General features: G+C 48.6%; 23 protein-coding genes. 7 read left to right on the top strand and 16 right to left on the bottom strand.

The window, feature by feature from the left end; genetic code table 11:
• Positions 1-35 precede the first annotated feature (35 nt).
• From HI950_RS21275 to HI950_RS21220, 12 genes are all read right to left on the bottom strand, one after another.
• Entirely contained in the window at positions 36-479 is a 444-nt protein-coding gene (locus HI950_RS21275; protein WP_169086620.1) for a hypothetical protein, read from the bottom strand.
• A 55-nt stretch (positions 480-534) separates the two neighbouring features.
• Positions 535-684, bottom strand: coding sequence for a hypothetical protein (locus HI950_RS37055; RefSeq protein WP_411268120.1), 150 nt, complete (start codon positions 682-684; stop codon positions 535-537).
• Positions 685-734: 50 nt separating this feature from the next.
• Positions 735-911: a hypothetical protein gene (locus tag HI950_RS21265; RefSeq protein ID WP_169086231.1), complete on the bottom strand. Its 177-nt coding sequence runs from the start codon at positions 909-911 to the stop codon at positions 735-737.
• A gap of 108 nt (positions 912-1,019) precedes the next feature.
• Positions 1,020-3,062, bottom strand: a complete 2,043-nt coding sequence (locus HI950_RS21260; protein ID WP_169086233.1) for an alpha-glucuronidase family glycosyl hydrolase — start codon at positions 3,060-3,062, stop codon at positions 1,020-1,022.
• Positions 3,063-3,104: 42 nt separating this feature from the next.
• On the bottom strand, positions 3,105-4,124 hold the full coding sequence (locus tag HI950_RS21255) for an endo-1,4-beta-xylanase (protein ID WP_169086235.1): 1,020 nt from the start codon (positions 4,122-4,124) through the stop codon (positions 3,105-3,107).
• 21 nt (positions 4,125-4,145) lie between these two features.
• Complete coding sequence (locus HI950_RS21250) at positions 4,146-5,081, bottom strand: carbohydrate ABC transporter permease (protein WP_223285419.1); 936 nt, start codon at positions 5,079-5,081, stop codon at positions 4,146-4,148.
• A gap of 24 nt (positions 5,082-5,105) precedes the next feature.
• Positions 5,106-6,080 (bottom strand): ABC transporter permease, encoded by a 975-nt coding sequence (locus HI950_RS21245; RefSeq protein ID WP_169086238.1) that lies wholly within the window; start codon positions 6,078-6,080, stop codon positions 5,106-5,108.
• Positions 6,081-6,177: 97 nt separating this feature from the next.
• The gene (locus HI950_RS21240) at positions 6,178-7,878 is read right to left on the bottom strand and encodes a type 2 periplasmic-binding domain-containing protein (RefSeq protein ID WP_169086240.1); all 1,701 of its coding nucleotides are present in this window, start codon (positions 7,876-7,878) and stop codon (positions 6,178-6,180) included.
• Between the two features lie 136 nt (positions 7,879-8,014).
• Positions 8,015-9,745 carry a cache domain-containing sensor histidine kinase gene (locus HI950_RS21235; protein WP_169086622.1) on the bottom strand — a complete coding sequence of 577 codons (1,731 nt, stop codon included), beginning with the start codon at positions 9,743-9,745 and terminating at the stop codon, positions 8,015-8,017.
• A 94-nt stretch (positions 9,746-9,839) separates the two neighbouring features.
• Complete coding sequence (locus HI950_RS21230) at positions 9,840-11,420, bottom strand: response regulator (protein WP_169086242.1); 1,581 nt, start codon at positions 11,418-11,420, stop codon at positions 9,840-9,842.
• Between the two features lie 23 nt (positions 11,421-11,443).
• On the bottom strand, positions 11,444-12,238 hold the full coding sequence (locus HI950_RS21225; protein WP_169086244.1) for a Nif3-like dinuclear metal center hexameric protein: 795 nt from the start codon (positions 12,236-12,238) through the stop codon (positions 11,444-11,446).
• Between the two features lie 202 nt (positions 12,239-12,440).
• Positions 12,441-14,414, bottom strand: coding sequence for a glycoside hydrolase family 127 protein (locus tag HI950_RS21220; protein WP_169086246.1), 1,974 nt, complete (start codon positions 14,412-14,414; stop codon positions 12,441-12,443).
• Positions 14,415-14,564: 150 nt separating this feature from the next.
• On the opposite strand from HI950_RS21220, the gene HI950_RS21215 reads away from it, so the two are divergent.
• On the top strand, positions 14,565-15,440 hold the full coding sequence (locus tag HI950_RS21215) for a helix-turn-helix domain-containing protein (protein WP_223285409.1): 876 nt from the start codon (positions 14,565-14,567) through the stop codon (positions 15,438-15,440).
• A 96-nt stretch (positions 15,441-15,536) separates the two neighbouring features.
• Entirely contained in the window at positions 15,537-16,328 is a 792-nt protein-coding gene (locus HI950_RS21210) for a copper amine oxidase N-terminal domain-containing protein (protein ID WP_169086248.1), read from the top strand.
• 177 nt (positions 16,329-16,505) lie between these two features.
• Here the strand turns inward: HI950_RS21210 and HI950_RS21205 are convergent, their stop codons facing one another.
• Positions 16,506-17,528 carry a dienelactone hydrolase family protein gene (locus HI950_RS21205; RefSeq protein ID WP_169086249.1) on the bottom strand — a complete coding sequence of 341 codons (1,023 nt, stop codon included), beginning with the start codon at positions 17,526-17,528 and terminating at the stop codon, positions 16,506-16,508.
• A gap of 156 nt (positions 17,529-17,684) precedes the next feature.
• Between HI950_RS21205 and HI950_RS21200 the strand changes: the two genes are divergently transcribed.
• Positions 17,685-18,896 carry an aspartate aminotransferase family protein gene (locus HI950_RS21200; protein WP_169086251.1) on the top strand — a complete coding sequence of 404 codons (1,212 nt, stop codon included), beginning with the start codon at positions 17,685-17,687 and terminating at the stop codon, positions 18,894-18,896.
• 428 nt (positions 18,897-19,324) lie between these two features.
• Here HI950_RS21200 and HI950_RS21195 read toward each other — a convergent pair whose 3' ends face one another.
• Positions 19,325-20,050, bottom strand: coding sequence for an SDR family NAD(P)-dependent oxidoreductase (locus tag HI950_RS21195; protein ID WP_169086253.1), 726 nt, complete (start codon positions 20,048-20,050; stop codon positions 19,325-19,327).
• Between the two features lie 109 nt (positions 20,051-20,159).
• Between HI950_RS21195 and HI950_RS21190 the strand changes: the two genes are divergently transcribed.
• Positions 20,160-20,402 carry a hypothetical protein gene (locus tag HI950_RS21190; protein ID WP_169086255.1) on the top strand — a complete coding sequence of 81 codons (243 nt, stop codon included), beginning with the start codon at positions 20,160-20,162 and terminating at the stop codon, positions 20,400-20,402.
• Positions 20,403-20,428: 26 nt separating this feature from the next.
• On the opposite strand, the gene uxaC is transcribed toward HI950_RS21190, so the two are convergent.
• Both uxaC and HI950_RS21180 read right to left on the bottom strand, forming a co-directional pair.
• A complete protein-coding gene (uxaC, locus tag HI950_RS21185; RefSeq protein ID WP_169086257.1) occupies positions 20,429-21,835 on the bottom strand; it encodes a glucuronate isomerase in 1,407 nt (468 codons plus the stop codon).
• A 20-nt stretch (positions 21,836-21,855) separates the two neighbouring features.
• A complete protein-coding gene (locus HI950_RS21180) occupies positions 21,856-23,151 on the bottom strand; it encodes a Gfo/Idh/MocA family protein (protein ID WP_169086626.1) in 1,296 nt (431 codons plus the stop codon).
• 127 nt (positions 23,152-23,278) lie between these two features.
• Between HI950_RS21180 and HI950_RS21175 the strand changes: the two genes are divergently transcribed.
• The 3 genes from HI950_RS21175 (at position 23,279) to HI950_RS21165 (ending at position 26,274) form a co-directional block, all read left to right on the top strand.
• A complete protein-coding gene (locus tag HI950_RS21175; RefSeq protein ID WP_169086259.1) occupies positions 23,279-24,133 on the top strand; it encodes a helix-turn-helix transcriptional regulator in 855 nt (284 codons plus the stop codon).
• 149 nt (positions 24,134-24,282) lie between these two features.
• Positions 24,283-25,287, top strand: coding sequence for a Gfo/Idh/MocA family protein (locus HI950_RS21170; RefSeq protein WP_169086261.1), 1,005 nt, complete (start codon positions 24,283-24,285; stop codon positions 25,285-25,287).
• 39 nt (positions 25,288-25,326) lie between these two features.
• On the top strand, positions 25,327-26,274 hold the full coding sequence (locus tag HI950_RS21165; protein WP_169086263.1) for an AraC family transcriptional regulator: 948 nt from the start codon (positions 25,327-25,329) through the stop codon (positions 26,272-26,274).
• Positions 26,275-26,304: the final 30 nt, after the last annotated feature.

The following is a 26,304-nucleotide window of genomic DNA, read 5'->3' as shown; positions in this document are numbered from 1 at the left end:
TATGGGCCTAAGCACGCTTTATGACTTTTTCGAACCTACAGCTTATCCATAAAAGCTAACACATGCGCTTTAACCTGCTGTTTTTCATCGTCATTCAGTTTATAAGATCGAAAACGCTCTATGTTTTCATCAGGAATCAAAATAGTCGAAGGCTCATGCAGCTCTTTTTTCCGGGTATCTCCATCTTCAACCTCAGTGACATGCGTTCTGCCTCCTTTGGAATGTATGATTTCTGTTTTAATATAGTTGCCTTCTTTATCATAAAAGTCCTCAATCGATTTAATTTCAGATCTAATAAAATTTTTGCCTTCTACAATATGCGAAATGGAATTCGACTTTTTATATCCTGTTCGTTCATGAATCCCCTCTTCATTTTCCTCTAAGGTTTCTATGGCGAAAGCTTCTATTTGCTCGATTTTCACAGCCTCGCTGCAAGCACTTACCAGAACAAATATTGCAGAGACCATAATCATTTTCATGACTATGGCCAACCTGCCTAACCCTCTGTTTAAATTCAAAATCCCACTCCTTACATTAGAAAAATTTCCAGACTACGGTATAAATTGCCTTGCAGAAAGTGACCCGCTTCATCGGGCTTCCAAACGCGCCATGCGTATGATCAGATGTATATTCAATACTTTCTCCATCGAACATTAAATCCTCAAAGATCGGATCACCCTCAATCGTGTACGAGACAACATGAACAGCATCCGCTGTGCCTTCTTTAACGTTTTCTACGAATAGCTTCCTACCGTAACCTGATCGGCATCAATCCTTTCACCAGCATTTGGGTCCATCGTACTCGCAGGATTGCTTCCCGATGCAGGAAGCGGCTGTTCCGATTTTGACGTACAGCCCGCAGCTGCCGTCAAACATATAGCCAATAGGAGAGCAGTCCTCACCCTCGCCATTAACATACCATCACCTCATGTTTACAAACGTTTACAAATCTGTGAAGGTTGCATGTTGCCAAAGACAAACAGCCCTCTACCGTCATACGGTAAAGGGCTGTTAAAGTTTTAATAGATCGTGCGGCCAAACGCATCAGCAATGCCGGACTTTCGGTAAAAATACGTATTAATGATATCGCGCCACTGCGTGGCATGCTTAGCCTGCTCAGACAACCGATTAGCGATATGAACAAACCTTGCTTCATCGATTTTGTCGGCTAAACCCGCCCACTCCTGTAGCATTCGTTCTGCTTCCTCGGCGCCCCAAAAATGAGTATCGTAGATGTGCTGAATAACCGTCTTTCCAGAATGAAGCTGATGGGTATAGGGTACATGGTGAAAAAAGAGAAGCAGCTCGTCCGGACAAGTTTCAATGCGGTCATACAGCGAACGATTCGGTTCCTCATACTGCGATGTATATCCCGTTCCGCTCTCCTGAGTCCGGTCAACGCCGATACCGTCCCGGTCCGCAAAATGATAGGTTCCCCATCTTGAATATTCGTAGCCGTCTACATCAGGCCCATAATGATGGTTAGGCGCCACCATCCAGCCGACGCCAAGCGGTGCGGTGTACCCTTCATAGATCGGCCACGATTCCAGCAGCAGCCCCTTGATTGTGGATACGACTAGAGGATCGCTTCCGAACGTTGCAATCGTCCACTCGGTCGAAATCTCCTCGGCTGTTAGATTTGGATTCCAGACGAGCCGGCCATATCCGTAAAGGTTAGCCTGCGCGAGAATATGTCCTGTCCAGCTCTCATCATTCCCAATATTCGAAACCGCAGCAATTCCGCTATTATTCATCCCGTATATCGTTCCATCGACGATTCGTTTCACTTCCGTCCCTGAGCCTTCCGCAAAGGTATCAAATTCCAGCACCTGCTTCCATTGCGGCACCAAGTAGCACAAATGCTTCTGCTGCCCGGTATACTCTTGGGTGATTTGAAACTCCATCATCTGATTCGTTTTTTTCATCGCGCCGAACAAGGGGGAAACGGGCTCTCGAACCTGGAAGTCCATTGGCCCATTTTTGATCTGCAGCAGCACATTGCTCCTAAAGCGCCCATCCAACGGTTTAAAATGGTCGAATGCCGCGCGAGCACGATCCGTCTTCCGATCACGCCAATCCTGCATGCAGTCATAAACGAAGCAGCGCCAAATGACGATCCCATCATGTGCTGCAAGCGAGTCAGCAAGCATGTTTGCCCCATCCGCATGGTCACGTCCATAAGCGAATGGCCCAGGTCGATGCTCAGAGTCTGCCTTAACGACAAAGCCGCCGAAGTCAGGTATGAACGAATAGATCCGCTTTGCCGTTTCCTTCCACCAGCTTTGCACACCCGCGTCAAGCGGGTCTGCCGTGGGCAAGCCTCCAATCTGCAAGGGTGCTGCAAAATTAACGCTCAGATACAGCTTAATCCCGTATTCGCGGAAAATGTCCGCAACGCCCGCTACAGACGGCAGCAGCTCATCGGTAATGAATCTCGTCTCGATCTCATGGACGTTCACATTGTTAATGGAGATGGCGTTAAGTCCGACCGAAGCTAGCATTCGCGCGTAATCCTTTATCCGCTGCAAATCGGTAGTGATGCTCCCATTTTCATAAAAAATAGAACGGCCTGCGTAGCCTCTCTCAATCGAACCGTCCGCATTATCCCACTGATTAATCATTCGCAGCCGGTTTCTTGGACACTCTTCCGCGTTCAGCTCCTCAACAGGCTTGCCTGCGCCTATGAGACGCAGCAGATGGAAAACGCCGTACAAGACTCCGACTGTCGAGCCGCCGGTAAGCGTCAAATAGCCATGAGCGGCACCTTGCGTATACCGGAGCTTAAATCCCTCTTCCCCCAGCCGCCATTCCTCTAAACGCTCTTCATCCGTACAAACGATGATCTGAAGGAAGCCGCCCGGTTCCTTCCTTTTGTTGAGGGCTGGCGTTATGCCGATGCGAGCTTGGATGCCGCTGCGAAGCTCCTTTATTGCCGTATTCAATACGCCGGACGGTTCACCGTCAAAGACAAGCTGTCCAACTAGAGCTGAATACTTAGCTTTCAGCAGTTCATCCTCAAGCGGCGAATCATTCAGCCAAGCCTTATACGCATGACTATTCATTAAACATAGTGCCTCCTTGTACGCTGACTTAACTTAGCTGCCTTAAGACAGCGAGGTCTGCTTGATGACACGCCAGAACGAGCCCTTGGGCTCATGGCTCTCATTGAACAGCAGCGGCCAGTTTTTCCGTCCGCGAACAGGAAAGTCGCTCAGCCACGTATAATCATCCGCTGCACCCCAGAAGGTGACGGCATCAATATGATTCCGATACTCCGACAGCAAATGAAATACCGCTTCATACCGCCGCTCCTGCAGCTCCAGCATCTCATCTGTCGGGCTGACGACATCCGAACGCAAATCGTCATGACGGAACATGGATATATCTAGCTCTGTTAATTGCAATCTCAGGCCAAGTGACGCATATTTCTCGATAGCTGCCCTGATCTCATCCAAGCCTGGACTATACAGGCTCCAATGGGCTTGGAGGCCGACGCCATGGACCGGCACCCCCTGTTCAAGCAGGTTTTTGACCAACTGATAGATTTTATCGCGCTTCAGCGGGTTGGACTCGTTATAATCATTGTAGAAAAGCTGGGCTTTCGGATCTGCTTCATGCGCGAATTCGAACGCTTTGGCGATAAACTCCGGTCCCGCGATATCCAGCCACTTCGAAGGGCGCAGCAGGCCCGAGCCTTCGTCCGAAATGACCTCATTAACGACATCCCAAGCATAGATGTCCTCTTTATAACGCTTCACAACCGTATCAATATGTGATTTCAAACGGTCCAACAGCTTTTCACGGCTAACGGGGCTGCCATCCGCTTCTTGAAATAACCAATCCGAAGTCTGATTATGCCAAACGAGCGTATGCCCTCTCAATTTCTTATTGTTCTCTCTTGCGAAAGCAGCGATTTTGTCTGCCGCTTCAAACGTATACGTATCCTCTGCCGGATGTACGCTTACGAATTTCATTTCATTTTCGGCGGTCAGGCTGTTGAAGTGTTTTGCAATTAAATCGCCAGCCTGAATGATCGTACGCGGATTAACTGCGGCGCCTATATCGAATGAATCACTAAATGCTTCGTAAAGCTTAGGAATATTGCCGTCTTCCATTCTGCTCATGACTCTTCCCCCTATATTCGATTAACCCTTCACGCCGCCTACCGTCATTCCTTTTACAAAATATTTCTGCAAGAACGGATACACCATAATGATCGGCAGGGATGCCACGATGGTCATCGTTGCGCGGATCGCGAACGGCGTCACCGTATTGGCTCCCGAGTTATTGGCATTGGCGAACGCATCGCCGGCGGTCTTCGTCGTCAAGGACGCGTTCGAGTTTTGCAAAATTTTCTGCAGCTCGTATTGCAGCGTGCTAAGCTCGATATTCGATGAATTGTACAGGAATACGTCAAACCATTGATTCCATTGATAGACAGCCGAGAACAAAGCAACGGTTGCAAGGACCGGAACGCATAGCGGCAGCACGATGCTGTAAAACATTTTAAAATCGCCCGCTCCGTCAATTCTTGCAGATTCCAAAATGCTCTCCGGCAGCCCTTCGATAAAGGAACGAATGATGATCAAGTTAAACACGCCGATCAAGCCCGGGAAAATATAAACCCAAAAATTGCTCAGCAGCCCTAAATCGCGGATTAAGAGAAAGTTCGGAATGAGCCCGCCGTTAAAATACATCGTCAAAATAAACGCAATGGTAACGAACTTACGGAGTACATACTCCTGCCTGGTAATCGTATAGGCGACCATCGCTGAGCAAAAAACGGTAGCTACCGTTCCGATCACGGTACGAAGAATCGAGATCAGCGTCGCATGGAAAATCGTCGATTCCTTTAGCACATAGGCGTAGTTGTCTAATGTCCATATCCTTGGCAGCAAATAAATGCCGCCCTTAATCGAATCGGTCGCGTTGTTCAGCGAAACGGCGGCCGTGTTCAAGAACGGATATAAGGTTACGATCATGAGCAAGGTGAGAAAGATATAATTGCATATGTCAAAAATCAGATCGCCGCGTGACGAGCGAACTCGGCTGGACTTTCTGGACAAAGCTTCTGCTGCCATATTATCCATGTTGTACCCCTCCTTCTAAAACAGTCTGGACTCGCCCATTCGCTTCGCAAGATTGTTCGCTGCGAACAATAAGATAAAGCTGATGATCGTTTTGAACATGCCCGCCGCAATCGAGAGCGAGTAATTGCCCTGCGCAATGCCGTATTTCAGAACAAATATGTCAAGGTTTTCCGAATAGTCGATGTTCATGCCGTTGCCCAGCAAATACTGCGGCTCGAAACCCGATTCCAGCAAATACCCGATATTCATAATCAGCAATACGATAATAACCGGCTTGATGCCTGGCAGTGTAACATACCACATCCGTTTAATGCGTCCTGCTCCGTCCATCTCTGCCGCTTCATACTGCGCGGGGTCAATCATGGTCATTGCCGCCAAATAGACGATCGTATTCCAGCCCACATCTTTCCACACCGAGCTTGCTCCAAAAATGCCCCAGAAATATTCTGGAATGCCGAGAAACAATATTTCCTCGCCCTTCTCGACAAAGCCGCCCCAAATGAGCAATTGGTTAATGATGCCATCAGGCGATAATGTCGTCTGAATAATGCTGGCCGCAACGACCCAAGAGATAAAATGCGGCAAATAGCTTACCGTCTGAACAACTCGTTTAAAAGCGACCTTGCGCACCTCATTTAGAAGCAATGCGAGCGTAATCGCCGTAACGAAGCCTAGAATCAGATTGATTCCGCTCATCGCAAGCGTATTTCTTAAGACGCGGATAAACCGTTCATCCTGAAACAAAAACTGAAAATGGTCAAATCCGACCCATTTCTGCTCGCTAAAGCTTTTGGCTGGCTTATAGTCTTGGAAGGCGATCGTCCACCCCCATAGAGGCATGTATTTAAAAATAAACAACCATGCTAGAAACGGTACAGACATGAGCACAAGCACGCGCTGCTCAACCAGCTTTTTCGCAAAATACTTCAGTCCTGTCGGCTTCTTTGGCAACGCCAGATTTGACGTCGACATTGTTGGTTTACTGTCCATCTTATCTCTCTCCTTCCGGACTGAATCGGGCTGTGTAGAAGGAAAGGCCGGCTAATGCTAGCATTAATCCGGCCTTTCGCCATAACCTAAGTATCGATTATTTTGCCGCTTCGATCAGCTTCTTCACTTCTTCTGTCGTCCATTTCTCGTAGGCAGCCGTATCAAGCTTGCCGAAAGCGTCTGTATACTCGGTCCATACCTTTTCAAAATCGGCTGGTTTCGAGAGGACAAGCTTAGGGAAATATTTTTTCGTAATTTCATCTTTCTTCGTTTCCCAAATTTGCTGCTCGGAGCCTTGCTCCTTCGGAATGCCCCAAGAAGGGTACCAAGGACGGTCATCTGGCGCCGCGAACATTTCGGAATAGGTTTTCACGCCGTATTTGCCCAAAATTTCTTTATCCGCATCCGTCAGGCTCATTTGGAACACTTCAGGCTGCAAGCCAGGAGCAACGGAGTTGCCGTCCGGAAGCGAGGAGCCGTTGCCGTACAGCGGCCAGTTCCATGAATAATATTTGAAGCCGAATTTTTCGTTAAACGCTTCGTCGATCTTCGCGATTTGCTCAGCCGTACGATACATCCGGCCCTTGTCATCCACTTCGTACGTTTCGCCCTTAATGCCCCATTTTTGCAAAATTTGGTTTTCGTCGGTCAATAGATTATCCAAATATTGAATGATGCGAGCAGGGTCCTTCGCGCTGACGGTAATGCCCATTCCGCGGTTTTTAACGAAGCCTGGAGGGTCTAGGTACTGATCCTTCTGTCCATCAAACGTAACGGGCAGCGGGAAATAAACAAAATCGTCTTGCGTTGGATCTTGCTTAGCGGCGTCCTTAAGCGCATTTTGCGCATTCGAGAACTGCCAGCCGTAATCGAAGAAGCCGACTACTTTATGAGAAGTCAATTTCGCCAAATATTGATCGTAGTTGTCTACGAAGGACGCTTTATCGAACAGGCCTGCGGCATTGATTTCATTCAATTTTTGCAGCCAGCGCTTTGTATTGTCATCCGCTGCATACGTCTTTGCGTCGAAGGTCGTCATATCGACGATGACATTGCCGTCATTCGGATAGCCTGCCAAATGGTTTGGCGGGTTGGAGGTTGCGAAAAAACGCCAGTCATGCGTCAAGGAAACGAGACCCGTCAACTCTTCATCCTTATGCTTCTCTACGAAATTTTTAATTAAATCCATATACTCATCAAGCGTCTTGATCTTCGGATAGCCCGCTTCCTTGAGCACGCGGCGCTGTACCCAGAAGGCGCCTTGGTTGATATTCGGATCCGGAATATACTCGCCAACCGTATTCGAGAACGGAAGGAAATAAATTTTGCCGTCCGCCGCTTTCATTTGATTGAAGTATGGTCCGTATACGCGTTTAATGTTCGGGCCGTATTGTTCAATGAGCTCGTCGAGCGCAATGAAAGCTCCAGCATCAAGAATCTTGTCGATTGCAGCATCCGGGATCATAACATCCGGGTAAGCGTTGGATGCGATCATCGTTCCGATCTTCGTATTCAGGTCGCCTACCAAATGCTCAATTTTAAAGTTAACGCCCGTTTGATCCTCAAGCATTTTGCCGATCGTCGTTTCGTTTGAGTTCGTATCCTTGGCTGCAGCAACGCCGTTGAAATAAGAGAAAGTCACCTTTTCAACCGGCTTCTCTGTTTCACCCTCTGCCGCTGCGTTTGGACTGCTCGCGCCGTCTGACGGCTTTGCTTCTCCGCCGTTATTATTATTCGAGCACGCAGCAGTGAAAATCATGAAGGCAGCCAAACAAACAAATAATAATCTCTTTGTCACTTTTTTCTAGCCCCTTTCAAATCTGAATATATTTTGTAAGCACTTTCATTATAGGTAAAAATAAAAACTTTGTTTACCCGATAAACTATAGTTCGTGCTTTAAAAAGCATATACATTAATCGCTTGCCGGCCACCTTCACGGTTCAACCGGAACGACGACTTGAATAAACGTGCCTTGTCCAGGCGAGCTCTTAATTAATAGCTGAAAGCGGTCGCCATAGATCAGCTTCAAGCGGTAAATGACGTTTTGAACGCCAATTCTCTCTCCAAGCTCTTCATCGCTCTCCAAATAGCCGTAAAATTGCTTCACCTTCTCTTCGTCCATTCCAATACCGTTATCGTTGATCGAAAAGATCAGCATGTCCTCCTCGCGCTCAACCTGCACAACAATTCTGCCGCCGTTTCTCAGCGGTTCAATGCCGTGAATGCTCGCATTTTCAACAAAGGGCAAAAACATCATTTTCGGCACCATACAATCTCTTGCAGAAGGCTCAATATGAATGTGGTAATTCATGCGATCCTCGAACCGATACTTCTGAATTTCCAGGAAACACACAATGAACTCCATTTCCTCGCTAACCATTACGCGGTCCTTGCCCCAGGTCAGCGACGTCCGGAATATTTTGGCCATATTATGAATGATCTTTGCCGTCTCCGTCTCGTCCTTGATCAAGCTTCGCATCCGAATCGTCTCTAGCGCATTAAACAGGAAATGAGGGTTGATCTGGCTTTGCAGCGCATTGAGCTGGGCTTTCCTTCGTTCGAGCTCTAATGATTTTTTCTGAATATCCGCGATATACACATCATCGATCAAGCTTTTCACTTGGATCGTCATCCGATTGAATTCACTCGTTAATTGTCCGATTTCATCCATGGATTCGCCTTGCTTGATCGTATCGAAGTGCTGGTTTTTCACTTTTTTCATATGCCGCAAAATCCGGACCAGCCTCTCATGCAAGGAGCGCGTAATCCACAAAATAATGAGCGTCGGGATAAAAATATTTAGGCATGCCAAAACGATGACAAACTCCCGTGATTGACGTACGTCCTTCAGCACCTCTTCCTCCGAAATCGTCCCGATAATGCGCCAGTTCTCCAAATAGCTTACATAGGTATTCCCGGTATCAAAGGTGATCGAATCCGCAGGAAATTTAAGTGCCTCATAAGCTACCGCTTCTTTCCTCCAATCCACCGCTGGGTCTGTCGTATACTCGATGATCCCTCTATCATCAACTAAATAAATGTTGCCCTGCAGGTTTTGATTGCGGAAAATCTGTTCAATGGTGCTCGTCTTCAAATCAATTTTCAAAAACTTTTGCCATTTATTTTTTGATTCAAAATAATTCATTTCCCGAATGATGCTGAAGGTATCTTGAACGACCTTCTCATCGCTTTTCAAAAATCGGTCCTCTTGCTGTGTCCGGATAAAAATAGGGTAAGCATTGTTCCTTTTTTTCAGCAGCTTAAACCAATCCGTCTGCTTCATTTCGTTCGATAAATAACCGATGCCGCCTGAATGCAGCATGGTCGGATTTTCAACGTAAATTTTGATGCTTTGAATCGAGGTATATACGGGGGTGTAGCTGTTCAAAATTCTTCGGAAATACGTATCATAGGCCTCAATATAAGCAGCAGGCTCCTTATAGTCGGTTTCTAAAATTTGATTTAAATTGTAATCCGTATAAAAGACAGATGAAATCGTAACGGCATCCTCGACCTCGGACCGAAATTCATTGTTGATCTGCTCCACTGCTCGCGAAATATCCTTCATGCGTTGATTTTTCACATTATCCGTCGTCACATTATAGAAAATAACATTCGTTAATACGATGGGGAGAAACACGGAAAAAAGATATAGGATGAGCATTTTATTCCGAAGGCGAACATTGTTTAGACTTAGATGCAGCTTCACGCGAACAGTCCCCTTTTCCACGGCAATCGGATCATTTTGATGCTCAAGCTTACAAAAGCTTATTGCGGTATTCGGTAGGCGTCATGTGCTCGATCTTCTCGAATTGGGTGACAAAGTAGTCGGAGTTGCTAAAGCCCACCTTCTCCGCGATCTCATAGATGCGCATGGTGCATGATTGACGGAGCAGCTTTTTCGCTTCATTTACCCGCAGCTGAAGCAGAAACTCATTAAAATAGACGCCGTATGTCTTTTTGAACAATTGCCCCAAATAGACGGGATTGACGTAAAATTGCGCGGCGATGCTCTTTAGGCTCATATTTTGCGAAAAATTAACTTCGATATAGCTTTTGATTTTTTGAATGCCGCCCTTCTGCTGTTCCCTTCTCAGCTCTGAAATATGCTGCTGGCTCTCCTCGATAAATGCCGTAAACAGCCGCTTCAATTCACCCAGCGACAGATTCATATCATGCCAGCCGAGCAGCGGCGTGAGCGTCAGCAGCGCTTGCTCGTCCCCCTCCATGCTGCGGATGGTCTTCAGAATGCCCATCATGCACTGCTGGATGTTCATCTTCACAGCCTCTGGAGCGTAACGGTTCTCGCGAAAATCATAAAACCATTTATCGACAACCGCTTTCACGGATTCCAGCTGAAGCTCTTCCATTTGTTCCATAAATCGATTGAACTCAGCTGGATCAAAGCCGATGTAATTCAGCTTCCCTGCTTGGAGCTGATCATAAATAACGATACGAGTGTTCTCATTTACATACTTATATAACAATGCTTCCTTGGCAGCCTTGTAGGATTCACGAATGTCTGACAGACTATGAACGGGAGAACCCGCATAAAGAAACACCCGTTTGCCCAAATGAACACCCAGCGCCTCTCTAAACGCAACCAAAAACCGCTCAAGCTCCCCATTATAAGAAGCCAGCAGAGAGCTGGGCAGCAGAATGCCTATACGATTGCGATGCTCATGCAAACAGATGGACGGATCTGCTTCCGTTATTCCCATAAGCTCCTGCTGAACAAGCTCCTTGAATCGGGCGTTCGAAATTTTTTCCTCTCGAGGCTGCCAGCTATGGTTGTCATTCAGCTCCGCGAACAAATAATATAAGCGATCGGCCTTCCTTAGCCTCAAGCGCTGCTCCCAATCTGCAATGGACGTTTCGCTTGCTTCCCCAAGAATAAGAGATTTAATCATCTCGCCGCCCATCAGCCTATCGCTTTTCGCTTGTTCCTCTTGTTCAAGCCTCAGCTTATCGTTCAAATGGCGTAGAATACCGCTGAATTCTATCTCATCAATAGGCTTCACTACGAAATCATGGACGCCATAACGCATCGCCTGCTGTGCATAGTTGAAGTCGTTATATCCGCTTATAATGATAAAATAAGGCTTGGCGATATTTTCCGCCGTGGCGATGCGAATCAACTCAAGCCCGTCAATGACAGGCATACGTATGTCCGTTATGACAAGATCGGGCTGAACACGCTTAATCAACGCCAGCGCATCCTCGCCGTTATCGGCTTCCCCTACGATACGAAAGCCGCAGGCTTCCCAATCAATCAGCTTCATTAGGCCTTTGCGGGTAAATGATTCATCATCAACCAAAATCGCACTATGCAAATGCATCGTTTTTGCCTCCTATTAGCGATTTATGCCATTCGAAACACGGAATCTACAGGCATATAATGTACGGGAATATGAGGATACCGCAAGCTGAGCCGATCAGCGAGCAGCTTCATGCCCGGCTGCTCGCTTTCCGAGTGCCCGAGAACAATAAGAGCATTGCGTTTGCCGATATATAAGGCATCTCTCACATACTCCGGCGTTTCCCACTCCGGACCCTCGCCATAAAGAATCACATCTACCTGATGCTTGGCGAACAAAGGAATCGCGTTTTGCCCAGCCCCTCTGTAGCCAACAAGCAGACCGATGCGGCTGCAATTCATCGATAAATCGCCTGCTATGCGAACGTAACGCAGACCCAGCTGTTTTTTGACATAGCCCACTACCTGCTCCAGCTTCATTGGGGGAATGGTTGCGAGCGCGGCGCTCGGCAAATATTCCGTGACATGCTCTTGCCAATCCAAGGCATGAATAAGCCCCTCCATGACGCCATCGGGCTGATAGCGGTGCCAATAGTCATGGAAGCGATAAATAGCTAAACCATTTTCCTCAATAAAACGTTTCTTTGCCTTATAAACAAGATCATCCTCATACATCGAATCCACCTGATCATGATGGCTGAAAAACGTCCCTTCATGCGTAATGATGAAGTTAGCCCCCAGCTTAACTGCCTGTTCAAGCACTTGCTGGGTCGCCATAAACGTAATGGCAATGCCTTTTACTTCCGTTTGGGGATGTCCAAACTTGAGTCCATCTATATGTGCTGCAATAGGATCAACGGACGCCGTTAGCTCATCCATTACATTCTGAACGTTTATCATGGCTTGTATCCACTCCTAAGTTTAATTATTTAAATTGTAATTTCAATAAAAAATCTGCACAATGCAAAAAGTATAGTGTCAACCCAATAAACTATAGATTTTAACAACAAAAAAAAGCAATCCCCTCCGGATTAATTCCGGAAAGAGATCGCTGTATCATATATTTATATTCATTTTTGTAAATAAAAGTATTCCAAGCTCCCTATAGTCGCTCTTTTACCCAAACTGCCATTTCGCCTTTGCCTCGATTCGCCCAGGCATAATAAGGGATAAAGGTAAGGCTCGCCGGCTCTAAGTCGGCATCCGCATTAGAGCGATATAGCTGCGAGCCCCACTGCTCAAATTGAAGCTTAAGCCCTTCCGCCTTGATCACCTGAATGCCGCCAATCAGATTTTCTTCATAGGAGGCTTCAAGCTTAGCTTGCTGCGGCAGATGCAGCTTCTCCAGCTGCGGTCCGTTATCGGCTTCCTCCACGCAATAGACGAGCGGCCCGCGCTGCAGCGCAACCTTACCGGCATTTTGCTTCACCAAAGGATGGCTTCTAACGCGCTGAATTGGCATCTCGAGCGAAAGCTCTACGACATCGCCGGACGTCCAGTGACGATCGATACGCGCATAACCGTCTACGATTTGATTGGCGATTGGGTATATCTCGCCGTTAACGAGTACCGATGCATGCGAGGACCAGTCCGGAATACGCAGCGCCAATGCGAACGAGGCCGGCTGCTCCAGCGTCACCTCGTAGCGTGCCGTGCCTTCCCATGGCATGCTGGATTGCTGATTAAGCTTGATTTTTGTATCGCCTAACGCAAGCTCCATTTCTCCGCCGATATAGAGATGCGAATAGATCGTATTCCCTTTCGTAGAGTACAAATACTCACCGAGAGACGCTAGCAGCCGAGCGATATTCGGCGGACAGCAAGCGCACCCGAACCATTCCTGGCGAACCGGCTTCACGTGATTGTAGTTTTTATTTTTGCCGTCGCATACGTCCGGCGTTACCTCCAGCGGATTCACATAGAAGAAATGTCTGCCGTCGCGTGACATGCCTGCGATAACCGTATTAAACAATGCGCGCTCCATCACATCCGCATACCTGCTGTTAGGCTCAAGCTGCAGCATTCTGTGGGCGAAGAAGATCAGGCCGATCGAGGCGCATGTCTCTGAATATACCGTATCATTTGGCAAATCGTAGTCGAAGGAGAACGCCTCGCCATGAGCCATTGAACCAATGCCGCCTGTGATGTACATCTGCTTCGAGGCTATGTTGTCCCACAGCCTGCGGCATGCTTCAATCAACGTCTCGTCACCCGTCTCCCGCGCAACATCGGCCATGCCCGCTAGCATGTACACGACGCGCACGGCGTGCCCGACCGCAGCTTCCTGCTCGCGCACAGGCAAATGGGCTTGAAAATATTCCGGGTCGATATGGATTTTGTTATTGCTCCAATGCGTCGTTCTGCCTCTGCGGTCAGCCTCTGCCTCGAAGAAGCTAGGCTGCTGTCCGCGCTTATCGATAAAGTAGCTGCTGAGTTCCAAATATTTGCGATTGCCAGTCGTTTCATAGAGCTTCACCAGCGCAAGCTCGATCTCCTGATGGCCGTCATAGCCGGCAATTTGATCAGGGCCATCGCCGAATACGACCGCGATATCATCCGCAATGCGGCATACGATATCCAGCAACTTCCGCTTGCCGGTCGCTTTATAGTAAGCAACGCCCGCCTCGATCATATGCCCGGCAGAGTAGAGCTCGTGGCACTCCGTCAGATTGGTCCATTTATTGCCGGGTTCCTTGATGGTGTAAAACGTATTCAAATATCCGTCAGGCTGCTGTGCCTTGCCGATAATGTCGATCATCTCGTCAGCAACCTGCTCAAGCGCTTCATCCCGCTTCATTTCAAGCAGGTAGCCTACCGCCTCGAGCCACTTTGCCACGTCGGTATCTTGGAACACGAAGCCGTAAAAATCACCTTTTTCAAGTCCAGCCGCGATCTTAAAGTTGCTAACCGCCCCGCTTCGCTCTGCTCCCTCTACACGATCGTTTATGGCATCCCACTGATAAGGAACGACCACGTCCCTCACTAGATTAATATAATAATTCCAGAAATCATCCTTTATTTTAACTTGCTTAAGTGATACCGGCTTCGCGTTATCCTTGCTCACAGTTTGCCCCATCTTTTATCGCACCTCTTCCGCCTCTATTAAACTTCATGCTGCTAAACTTTCTGCTGCTGATTTCTATTGTATGGGTTAAAATAAAACATAAATATGAATGGATATAACTTATTTCTTATAAAATTTCACACAAGCTTGGAGGGAGCAAGGATGATGCTGGAAGCACCTGATCATGTCTATTTCGCCGCGCCTCCGCTGCCCTATTATTTGGAGAGCGGAGTTACCGTTCACAGACCCGGAGATCAACATCCGAACCGGAAGCAGCTGGGCGTATTTGATCTGCTTATCGTAGAATCCGGCTGTTTATTTATCGGCGAGGAAGATCGGAAATGGAGCTTGACCGAAGGGCAGACGCTTCTGCTGCTTCCGGACCGTCCCCACTATTCAGTGAAACCAGCGGAGGAGCGGACTGTTTTCTACTGGGTTCACTTTCTGGCCGTAGGAGAGTGGCAGCAGTCTGGGCTCGACCACGCCAGCATCAGCCATGACGCCCATTACAACCGATTCCTGACTTCACCCTATTCGCTCCATCTCCAAAAAGCATGGACGCTCCCCTATCCCGAGCAAGCGTATCGCTTGCTGCGAACGCTTAACAAAGCGGGAGGAGAGCGCCAGTCAAGCGCCTTCTGGACGCAGCAGCAGACCTTCGAGGAGCTGCTGCGCATGATGGACTTGCGGCAAAATGACAGCTATACAAGCCCATCTGTCACGCTAGCGGAGAAGACAGAGGCTTATATTAAAAACAACTACCGTACCGAAGTGACGAGCAAAACGATGACGGAAGCGCTCAATTTTCACTATAACTATATTACGAGATGCATGAAGCAGGTTTATGGCATGACGCCGATCGACTACTTATCGAAATATCGGCTTGAGCAGGCTAAGCTTCTGCTGCTTAAGACCGAATGGCCGATTGCCGAAATCGCCCAATACGTCGGGTTTGAGAACGTCCCTTACTTCTCGAATTGCTTCACCCACCAGATCGGTCTGCCGCCGACTAAGTTTAGAAAACAATATATGAATTAAGATTTTTATAGGCTTTATTTTTAGTACCCACACAAAAAAAATGGCCCCCCCGAACATTTAGTTATGTACACAATACATACTCACGGAGGGAACAAAATGAAAAAAATTATGATTTGGGCTGGTGTCATTTCACTCAGTCTCATGGCCACTACTGCATTTGCAGCACCGAACGAGGTCAGCAAGGAAACGAAGAAACAGACGCAAAATCAAGAGGAAAACAAAACGTCTGGCAAAGCGGAGAGTAAAGATGATACCGTAAGCGGTTCTGTTTATGGCAATGGCTCGAACGGTCTTGAAAATGCATACGAGAACGTCAAAGATAAACCGGCTGGCGCTAGAATTGCTGAGCTGCTTAAAACAAAATACAACATTGATGTGAACAGTGACACTAGTTTTGCCGCAATCGTCACATCTTTGGAGAAGAACGGAAAACTAAAAGCTGCAGTGGATGTACAAGCCGAGCTAGTCTCGCAGGACCCTACTAACGTGGTGGAGTATAAGAAGCTCAGCAAGCTAAAAGTGAAGCTTGGCGATAAAAAAGTCAAGGTTTACGTAAATGGCAAAACGCTAAGTTTCGAAGTATCCCCTCTAGTAGAGAGCGGTCGAACGCTTATCCCGTTCCGCGCGATCTCCGAGTCGCTGAACGCCGTAGTGGCCTACGATAGCGTAACGAAAACAGTGACCGTAACACGTGACGGCGTCGAGGTTAAACTGACGCTTGGCAGCAAAACCGCTACGATTAATGGAAAAGCAGTCAGTCTTGATGTTGCAGGCAAGGTAAAAAGCAACAGAGTTCTAGTACCGCTCCGTTTTCTGAGCGAGGCACTGGACACCAATGTAACATGGGATGCGGAAACTTCCAGCGCCATTATCATTGATAAAAAGTAATCATTCCCCAAAGTGCAATCGGCACTAATAGCGATCGGTCAGAGCTTCCTATTATATAGGAAGCTCTTTGCATTGTAGAGAAAGCCATGTTTTTTCAAAAAATGGGCTGTACGGATTCGGGCTCGTTAAATGACCGGGACATTCGAGCCTGAATATTCGTATTAAGCCATCGCTTTTTTACATACATAATGTCCGTTTGAGCCAGTCGTAAGCAAGCCGCCCGCTTATTTCATGCCTGCCTGGAAACACGTCGATTTCAAGCTTATCGCCTGCACCTTCAGCTTCGTAGATCGCCTGAATTTCAGCTGCCGCCTTCCGAAAGCCTGCTACCGGGAAAATCGGGTCCTGCACGCCTGATTCGAGAAATAACGGACGAGGAGCAATAAGCCCGATCAGCTCCGGCAGCTCCGCATGAACAAGCAGCCCTGGCGTGTAGTTATCGATGCAATGTGGGACGGCGAAGATGCTTTCCTTAACGGTATTCGTGAAACCTGTCAGCACCGTTGCGTGTATCCGGGCTTCTAGCACGGAGGCAGCAAAGCCAATTAAGCCGCCGCCGGAGAAGCCCATAAGGCCGATTCGATCCTCGTCAACCTCTGGTCGTGAAGACAAATGATCGAAAGCCTTTAAAGCTTCGGTTACGCGCAAGCCGGTAAGCGTCTTGCCAAGCATCATCAGCTTAGTCGAGAGAGTGAAGCAGGAGCTCGGCGCATCCGGATTACGCGCGAGATCAGCTAACAGCCTGCGCTCTCCGAAGCCGATCACATCAGGTGCAATCACGACCATGCCCCGTTTAACGAGCTGCACCGCAAAATGCTGATGAATGCCTGGCTCCGCCAAATCGGGAGAGCCATCCTTTAACAATCCGACAATCTCACGGCTGCCATAGCCGTGACCGTGCAGCGCCAGCACGCTTGGCATCGGTCCCTTTGCGTCATTTGGGATTAGCACATATGCGGCAAAAGTCAGCTCCGGCGTAGCTGACAGCTCTACCCGCTCGCGAGTATACCCGTCACACTGAACGCGTTCAAGCACCTTTGGGGTATGTTTTATATTAGGCTCAAAATGACCAATCAGATCACCTAATGTCGCCTTCAGCTTTATTTTCCGCTCGTTCTGAATTTCCTGCGTTGATCGCTTCCGATGCCGGCTAATCGCTTCCTCATATAACCTCTCTAAATAAGAATCCCCATTCCACATCGTTAACTCTCCTCCTTGGCTGCGTTTGACTGCCTTTTTTTAAACGAAAGATACTCTATAGGAAGCTTGGTGAAGAAGATTTAAGCTAGGGTGTTGAATTTTTATTCTTCATAATGTATATTTATGCAATAGAATGAATTATCGGGAGGCACGTCAATGATTCAGATGGAAAAATCGGCAACAGCAGCTTTATTGGAAACCGCGGAGAAATCAGTACTTTTTACGGCACGCCGTCCTAGCATCGTGATGGAACGCGGCGAGGGTATGCATATATGGGATACGGATGGAAAACGTTACTTGGACTTTGTCGGCGGCTGGGCGGTCACAAGCTTGGGGCATTCCCCTGCTGTATTGCAGGAGGCCTTGTCACGCCAGGCTTCAACCTTGGTTCATGCGAGCCCCGGTTACTATAACAAACCTATGATTGAATTTGCCGAGCTGTTGACCAGCGTTAGCGGCATGGATAAAGTCTTTTTTGCCAGCAGCGGTGCCGAGGCGAACGAAAGCGCCATAAAGCTTGCAAGAAAGCACGGCGCTGTAAATTTGAATGGAGCCAATGAGATTATAACGTTAAAGAACAGCTTCCACGGACGCTCTCTGGCCATGATGTCAGCGACGGGAAAAGAGCAATGGAAGGAGCTTTTTGCGCCTAAGGTAGAAGGCTTTAAGCATGTGCCCATTAATGACCTTGACGCATGCTTTGCTGCGGTTACGAACCAGACCTGTGCCATTATGGTTGAGCTCGTACAAGGCGAAGGCGGCGTTCATGCTGTAGATGAAGCGTATTTGTATGGTCTTCGCAAAATGTGCGACATGTACGGTATGCTGCTTATTTTTGATGAAGTACAGACGGGGATGGGCAGAACAGGCAAACTGTTTGCCTATGAGCATTACGGCATTATGCCCGATGTAATCACACTCGGCAAAGGCATTGGCGGCGGCTTCCCGCTTTCAGCGATGCTGACAAAGAGCAAATATGATCTATTCGAGCCTGGAGATCAAGGCGGAACCTATACAGGAGCTCCGCTCGCAATGGCAGCAGGCTATGCCGTGCTTCGGGAGCTGCTGGAGCAAAATTTAGCAGGCAATGCCAAGACACAAGGCCAATATCTGACAGATAGCTTGCGCAAGCTGTCCTGTGAAATTCCGATTTCAAATATTCGCGGCAAAGGGCTTCTGCTGGCGTTCGACGTACCAGATGGCACTGCCGCCGAGCTAGCCGCAATTTGCTTGCAAGATGGATTGCTAATTAACGCGCTAAATCCATCAACGATTCGGCTTGTACCGCCATTAATCGTTTCCCAGAAGGACATCGATCAAATGCTGAGCATCCTATTCCGCGCTTTCGGCCAGCTCCAAGCCGTTTAAGCTCGGGCAGCCATTACGCTGAGGCGAAGCCACATAACATCTGCCAATCACAGCTCGTCCAATTCCGCTTTAGGATGGGCGAGCTTTTTCTATGAACGGAATGAATTGCAGCTATAGCTGCTGGCTGTTTTGCTGTAGAAAGTACAACAGAAACCTTACGTACTCACTCCTATAACAAGCTACATTGCAGAAACTTCAACAGAATTCGTTTAAAGCCGTTGATTAGTGGCGAAAGGAGCGAATCTGCTTCACAAACTGCAGTGTAGGACTCCTAGTTACCTTTCCAGAACCATTCCGCTGCATAAACTGGAACGTAGAACTGTATGCAAGACATCGGTGGGTTGTAACATCATCTGCTGCCCCCCATTATCACATTGCACTAATGCGAATTAACTGAGCCGAACGTCTGCCCCAGCCTCCAATTCCCTCTACCAATTCAGCGCATTGCCTGCATAATCGACATACTCGCAATCGGCTTCAGCGGCATCCTCACTTAAACGCGCCGCTACAAGCTGCAAGATCGAAGCCGCTGACTGCTCTGGCGTGAGCGTCGCCCCGGCATCAAGCTTGCCCTGCATATACGTTTGCACCCAGCCGGGATGCACGACCAGCACGCGTCCGCCATGCGGCTTGATTCCATTGTGGATGAGCTTGGATTGCATGTTCAGCGCCGCTTTCGACATGCAATAAGCGTACCAGCTCTCCCGGTAGCAATCACCAATGCTGCCTGCCTCCGACGAAATATTAACAAGCAATTTCGAATCGCTCTTAAGCAGCAGCGGCATAAACGTCTGGCTCATGCGCAGGCTGCCTAATGTGTTGACGTTAAAGACGTCCATCATCTCCGTATAATTAAGCGGATCGAGTACGGACGCACCAATATCCCCCAAAATAGCTCCGTTATTTATTAACAAATCAAGCTGCTCCGTTTGCTTAGACGCAATCCGCCATGCCTCCGCAACGGAATCATCGCTCGATATATCAAGCCGCAGCACCTGCAGCCGTTCACCATAGGCATCCTTCAGCTCCGCGAGCTGCGGTACTTCCTCCGCATATTGTCCGGCAAACACTTGGTAGCTCTGATTAAGCAAGCCCTTTACAAGCGCTAGGCCCACCCCTCGGTCCGCTCCCGTTACGAATGCTGATTTCTTCAATTGACCCCACTCCTCTAATCATGTTCAAAACAAAACGAATGATGGATAAGCCGATATGCATACGCTAGATACGGTTGTAATGCGCCTAATCAAGCAGGAGGGCTCTACTTTGCGAACACGCGCTGCCAAAAACAAAGAATTTAAGATATACGTCATCCCCGCATGGAAATGGAAGGAATTCATCGCCTTCGAGCTCATCGGCGGCACTGCCTTCTATTTGCTTTGCCGAAAAACAGCCCATTCCGAGCTCTTTGGCGTCGCCGCCAACATAGCTGGGCCGCAAATGCTCAAATATTTGATGGCCGCTTATCGGCTGGACGCAAAAAACGTTCCGCAGTCCCCGCCGAACTAGCGGAAATGCAGAACGTTTCTTAAGCGCTAGAAGCCGAAGTAGGCTTTCGCGTTGCGATAGGAAATGTTCTGAACCATATCGCCCAGCAGCTCCATATCCTCCGGAGCCTCGCCGGCCTCGACCCATTCACCAAGCAAATTGCAGAGCAGACGTCTAAAATACTCATGCCTCGTGTAGGAGAGAAAGCTGCGTGAATCAGTCAGCATCCCGACAAAGCGGCTAAGCAAGCCCAGATTAGCAAGCGCATTCATTTGGTCAAGCATACCATTTTTTGTATCGTTGAACCACCATGCCGAGCCGAGCTGAATTTTTCCCGGTATCCCGCCGCCTTGGAAGCTTCCAATAATAGAGCCGAGCACATCATTATCCTTGGCGTTAAGCGAATAGACGATTGTTTTCGGAAGCGCATCATCCGAATCCAGCGCATCCAGCAGCTTCGCAAGCGGATAAGCCACTGCACTATCGTTGATCGAGTCGAATCCCGTATCCGGCCCAAGCTTGCCGAACATGCGGGAGCTGTTATTTCTTGCCGCATTGATATGGAATTGCATCGCCCAGCCGCGTTCGGCGTACAAGCGTCCCAGGAAGAGGAGCGTATACGTTTTGTATTGCTTCTCCTCCTCCAAGCTTACCGTTTCCCCATTCAAGGCTTTGGCAAAAATAGCGCCCGCAGCACCCTTCGTCGTCTCAGCGTAAGCGACATAATCAAGAGCATGGTCGGAAACCTTGCAGCCTACCTCGTCAAAAAATTTCACTCTCGCCGCAAGCGCGTCAAGCAGCGCATCATAGCTGTCGATCGTGCCCCCAGCGGCAGCCCCAAGCTTGCCGATCCACTCTACAAACGTAGCGCGATTTATTTCGAGCGCTTTATCCGGCCGGAATGACGGGAGCACCTGCACGTTAAAATCTTCTAAATCCTTGATTGCGATATGATATTCAAGCGAATCAACCGGATCATCCGTCGTACAAATGACCTCTACGTTCGACATCTTGATCAAATCGCGCGCTCTATACTGCCCTGTGGCGAGCTTCGCATTGACCTTCTCCCATATCGACTCGGCATTTTTCTCATTGATCAGCTCATGTACGCCGAAATAGCGGCGAAGCTCCAAATGCGACCATTGGTACAGCGGATTGCCGATCGTTTGCGGTACTGTTTTCGCCCAAGCCTCGAATCGATCGTAATCGGTAACGCCCTCGCCGCCGGTAACGTAACGCTCCTCTACTCCATTCGCACGCAATGCCCGCCATTTGTAGTGATCGCCGTACAGCCATGCCTCCGTCAGGTTCGAAAAGCTCGTATTCTCGAAAATTTGCTGCGGGCTTAGATGGCAGTGATAATCAATAATGGGCATGTCCTTTGCAAAGTCATGGTATAACCGGACTGCCGTTTCGTTCGATAACAAAAAATCGTCGTCCATAAATGGCTTCATTCCCGTTTCCCCCCTCTACCTTATTTGTGGAATTTCACAAGGTCATCGATCTGTACGGCAAGCCCCGTTTGAATGGAACGGTTCGCTGCTATGCCGGTTAAAATCGATCTCGCTCCGTCAATATGATTGGCTGCGCGATTGAACGGGTCTTCCACTGGCGTTCCGAACAAGTCGTTGAGCAGTACAGGATCGCCTCCGCCATGGCCGCCGACGCCTTCCTCCACCTCAACCTCGTACGGTGCGCCAAACATCGGGAACACCTTGATCGTTTTCTCCTTCAAGGCTCCTTCATCCGATTTCTTACCGCCCGAATTAACATACGATTGCTCGACGATGTTCATCTCAAGGCGGCCCTTCGTTCCGTTAAACGCGATACGGTAGCCTTCCCATGGCAAGTAAGCGTTCAATGAATAGGTTAGGATCGCGTTGTTCTTGTAGCGGACAAGCACGCCCATCGTGTCTTCAATATTAATCCCGTCTCCGAATACGCTCTGGTCGCGGCGATAGCCGTCCTCATGCTCTGCGTCCAAATACATCGCCTTCAAATGGTTGTTTTTATCCAAGTGCAGCGCAAACGGGTCATTCTCTGCGTTCGGATTTCCAGTCGCGCGCTCATAAAACTTCGTTTCCCCGCGCTGCTCGGCATTTTCGCGTCCGTAGAACAAAAGATCTCCAAAGGCGAATACCGATTCCGGCTGCGAGCCGATCCAGAAGTTAACGAGGTCGAAGTGATGCGTCGATTTATGCACGAGCAAGCCGCCGCTGTTTTGCTTATTGCGATGCCATCTGCGGAAGTAATCGGCGCCGTGCTGCGTATTGAGCAGCCACTCGAAGTGAACGGACGTTACTTTGCCGATTGTCCCGTTCGCGATAAGCTCTCTAGCCTTCGTATGATGCGGCGCATAGCGATAGTTGAACGTCACCCGCACGTTGCGGCCCGTCCGCTCCACCGCGTCCAAAATGTCCTGGCATTTTTTCTCATCGACCGTCATAGGCTTCTCCGTCACAACATCGCACCCAAGCTCCAGCGCGCGAATGATATACGTATGATGCGTACGGTCCATGCTCGTCACGATAACCGCATCGGGCTTCTCAGCCTCAATCATCCGGTCAAATTCATTCGATTTGTAAGTTCTTACCGCATCATATTTATATTTATCCACTAAAATCCGATTCGCATAGTCCATACGGGTTTGATTAATATCGCAAAAAGCGAGCAGCTCAGACGTCTCTCTGAAATCGGTTGCAAGAGCTCCGTAAAAAAATTCAGCCCTGCCGCCGCTGCCTACCAATACATAACGTTTTTTTGTCATTATCCTTATTCCTCCCTAGATTCGTTACTTTCATCTTACTGCACGAGAGTGGTATAATTCTCTGCATATGATGCTTTATTTTCACAAAACACCGCTTATTTTGCGAAAATATTTCAAAAGGAGCGAATCGATGAAGAACATTCCGCTCGATATCTGCAGCTTTGGCGCCACACCCGAGCTGTATGTAGAATATGTGAAGCGCGCAGCGCCCTTCACGATGGAAGATGACCATTACCATGACTATTATGAAATTTACTATATGCTCGCTGGGCAGCGGATCTATTTTATACGCGATCGTTCTTATTCTATCGAGCAAGGCGACCTGGTGTTCATCCATAAGCATGAGCTGCACAAAACGATGCAAACCGGTGATTCCGCCCATGAGCGGCTCATCATTCACTTTGATGATGCGACGATCAACCGCCTCGCAGGCAAACATGCCGACCTTCTGCTCATGCCGTTCAGACACGCCTCCCATATTATCCGCCTCCCAAGGCAGGAGCAGCTGGCTGCTGACCAATTGATGCGCAGGCTGCTGGCGGAGATCGGGCAGCGCCCCGAAGGCTATGAGCTTTTTCCGCCGCAAGCACTAACCGAGCTGCTGCTGACCGCAGCCAGATACATGCAGCAGCATGAGCCTGTCCCGCTCCATCATGCGACGCCTATGCATGCAAAGATTTCGGAGGTAATCCGCTATATCAACGCTCACTTTGCGGAGCCGCTTAGGCTTGGCGGGCTTGCTGATCATTTTTTTATCAGCCCCTACTATTTGAGCCGTATGTTCAAGGAAATGACAGGCTTCACCTTCTCCGATTACGTCATTCTCACGCGCATGAAGGAGGCGCAGCGCCTGCTTCGAGATTCCGAAATCAGCATAACGGATATAGCTGCAGCTGTCGGCTTCGACAATTTTTCCCATTTCGGCAAAACCTTCAAAAAAATTACCCGTGTATCCCCGCGTGAATATCGCAAGCTGTACTTGTAAATGCTGATATAAGTGTCGCAATATCGTATATATATAGTCATTAAATTGCACTAAAAATAAGAAGACAAATATGTTAGATTATATTTGTTGTCATAAATTTATATACGTAATAGAAATTCACTAATAGAAGCCCAAGGAGAGATGAACCGATGATTCGAATTGGTAAAATCAGTTATTGGCATGTACACGCATGGGATTATACGAAGCAAGCGCAGGAGCATCCGGGCACGGAAATCGTTGCGGTATGGGATGAAATCGCAGAACGCGGACAAGCTGCTGCCGAGAAGCTAGGCGTTTCTTTCTATGAGAATCTAGATGAAATGCTAAAGCGCGACGATATTGATGCAGTTATCGTCGATGCGCCAACCGTAAGGCACCAAGAGGTTATGGTTGCGGCTGCTAGAGCCGGCAAACATATTTTCACGGAGAAGGTTGTTGCTGCAACTTTAAAAGAAGTTAACGTTATACTGGATGAAGTAGCTAAAAATAATGTAAAATTAACGGTATCGCTGCCTCGTTTAAATGATGGCTATACGCTCGCGATTCGCGATATCCTGTCACAAGGCGTACTTGGGAAAATCACGCTGGTACGGGCTCGTTTGTCTCACAACGGCGCGACGGCGAACTGGCTTCCTGAGCATTTCTACAGCCTGGAAGAATGCCGCGGCGGCGCATTGATCGATTTGGGATGCCATCCGATGTATTTGACTAGACTGTTTATGAATGAAATGCCTAAAGAGGTAACGGCTCATTTCGGATACGTAACCGGCAAAGAAGTGGAAGATAACGCGGTATCAGTCTTGTCTGCTCCTTCCGGCGCAATCGGAATTGTAGAAGCTGGCTTCGTTAACAATCATTCACCGTTTACGCTTGAAGTACATGGTACGGAAGGAACGCTGCTGTACGGCACGCCAGACAACAAGCTGCTGCTTCGCACGACCAAGGCAGGCGCAGAATCATCCGAGGCTTGGACGGCTCAACCGATTCCGCCGGCTAGAGAGAGCGCTTTTGACCAATGGGTGCAGCATATCGAAAACAATACGTCGGCAGACGAAAATGTAAGCCTTGCCATTGATTTGACCAAGCTGATGGAGGCTTCCAACCTATCCGCCCGCGAGCATCGTGCCGTTAGAATCGATGAGCTAAGCGAGTAACCGCACAAGTAAAACGCAGTACTCCGAGGAGGAATCGGCATGCCTAACTTTCCTTATGAGGTGATGCATGAACGCCAGGATGCGCTAGAGCGTCTGGAGCTATGCATTAGATGGGGACCTTACGACATTCATGTGCTGCGCTTCCATCTGACGCAATTTCCTCCCGGCAGAATCGTCGGATTTCACAAGCATGCGGAATATGAATTTCATTTCATTCCGCAGGGCAAAGGGAAAGTCATAATTGTTGACCAAGAATACGCACTAAAGCCCGGCATGCTTTATTTAACCGGACCCGAAGTTATGCATTACCAAGAAGCGGATGCCCTTGAAGCGATGGATGAGCTCTGCCTGCACGTGGATATCATCGATAGGAGCGCCCAGGATGACAGCGGCGCTTCCCATTCCTACGACGATTGGGAAGCTGCCGAAGCGCGCGATTGTATCGAGAAGCTTAAAAATTTGCCGCTGTTCCCGACGGCCGACCTGCATCAAGCGATGCCGCGGTTTCTTGAAGCTTATCAAGCCTGCAACGACAATTTTGTCGGAAGCTACACGACGATCAAGCAGACGGTTATTCAAATTTTGCTGCGCGCCGTTCGTGCTTACGACAGCGCAAATGAGCAGAAGCAGTTTCCGACGCGTGATATGAAAGCGTACCGCTACCGACTTGCATTGGAGTATATTTACGCAAACTATGACGGCTTCATCACGCTTGAGGACGTAGCAGACAAGCTTAATCTAAGCTCAAGGCATATTCAGCGGCTGTTCAAGGAGCTCCATCACGGGCATACCTTTAGCCGAATTTTAGAAGACATTCGACTGGCCGTCGTATGCCGCGAGCTGCAGGAGAGCGAGCAATCGGTGGAAAAAATAGCGAAGCTTGCCGGCTTTGCCGGCGGCAACTATCTGCACGCCGTGTTCCGCAAAAAATTTGGCGTGACGCCATCCGAATACCGGAGGAGCTCACGCGAAGCCGTACCGCAATGATCGATCATACCAAACTATTAGGAGGCTTTT

It is taken from the genome of Paenibacillus sp. PL91 (assembly GCF_012935325.2).
Taxonomy (GTDB): Bacteria; Bacillota; Bacilli; order Paenibacillales; family Paenibacillaceae; genus Pristimantibacillus.
The sequence above is the reverse complement of the archived record's forward strand: the minus strand, read 5'-3'. Positions and strand labels throughout refer to the sequence as shown.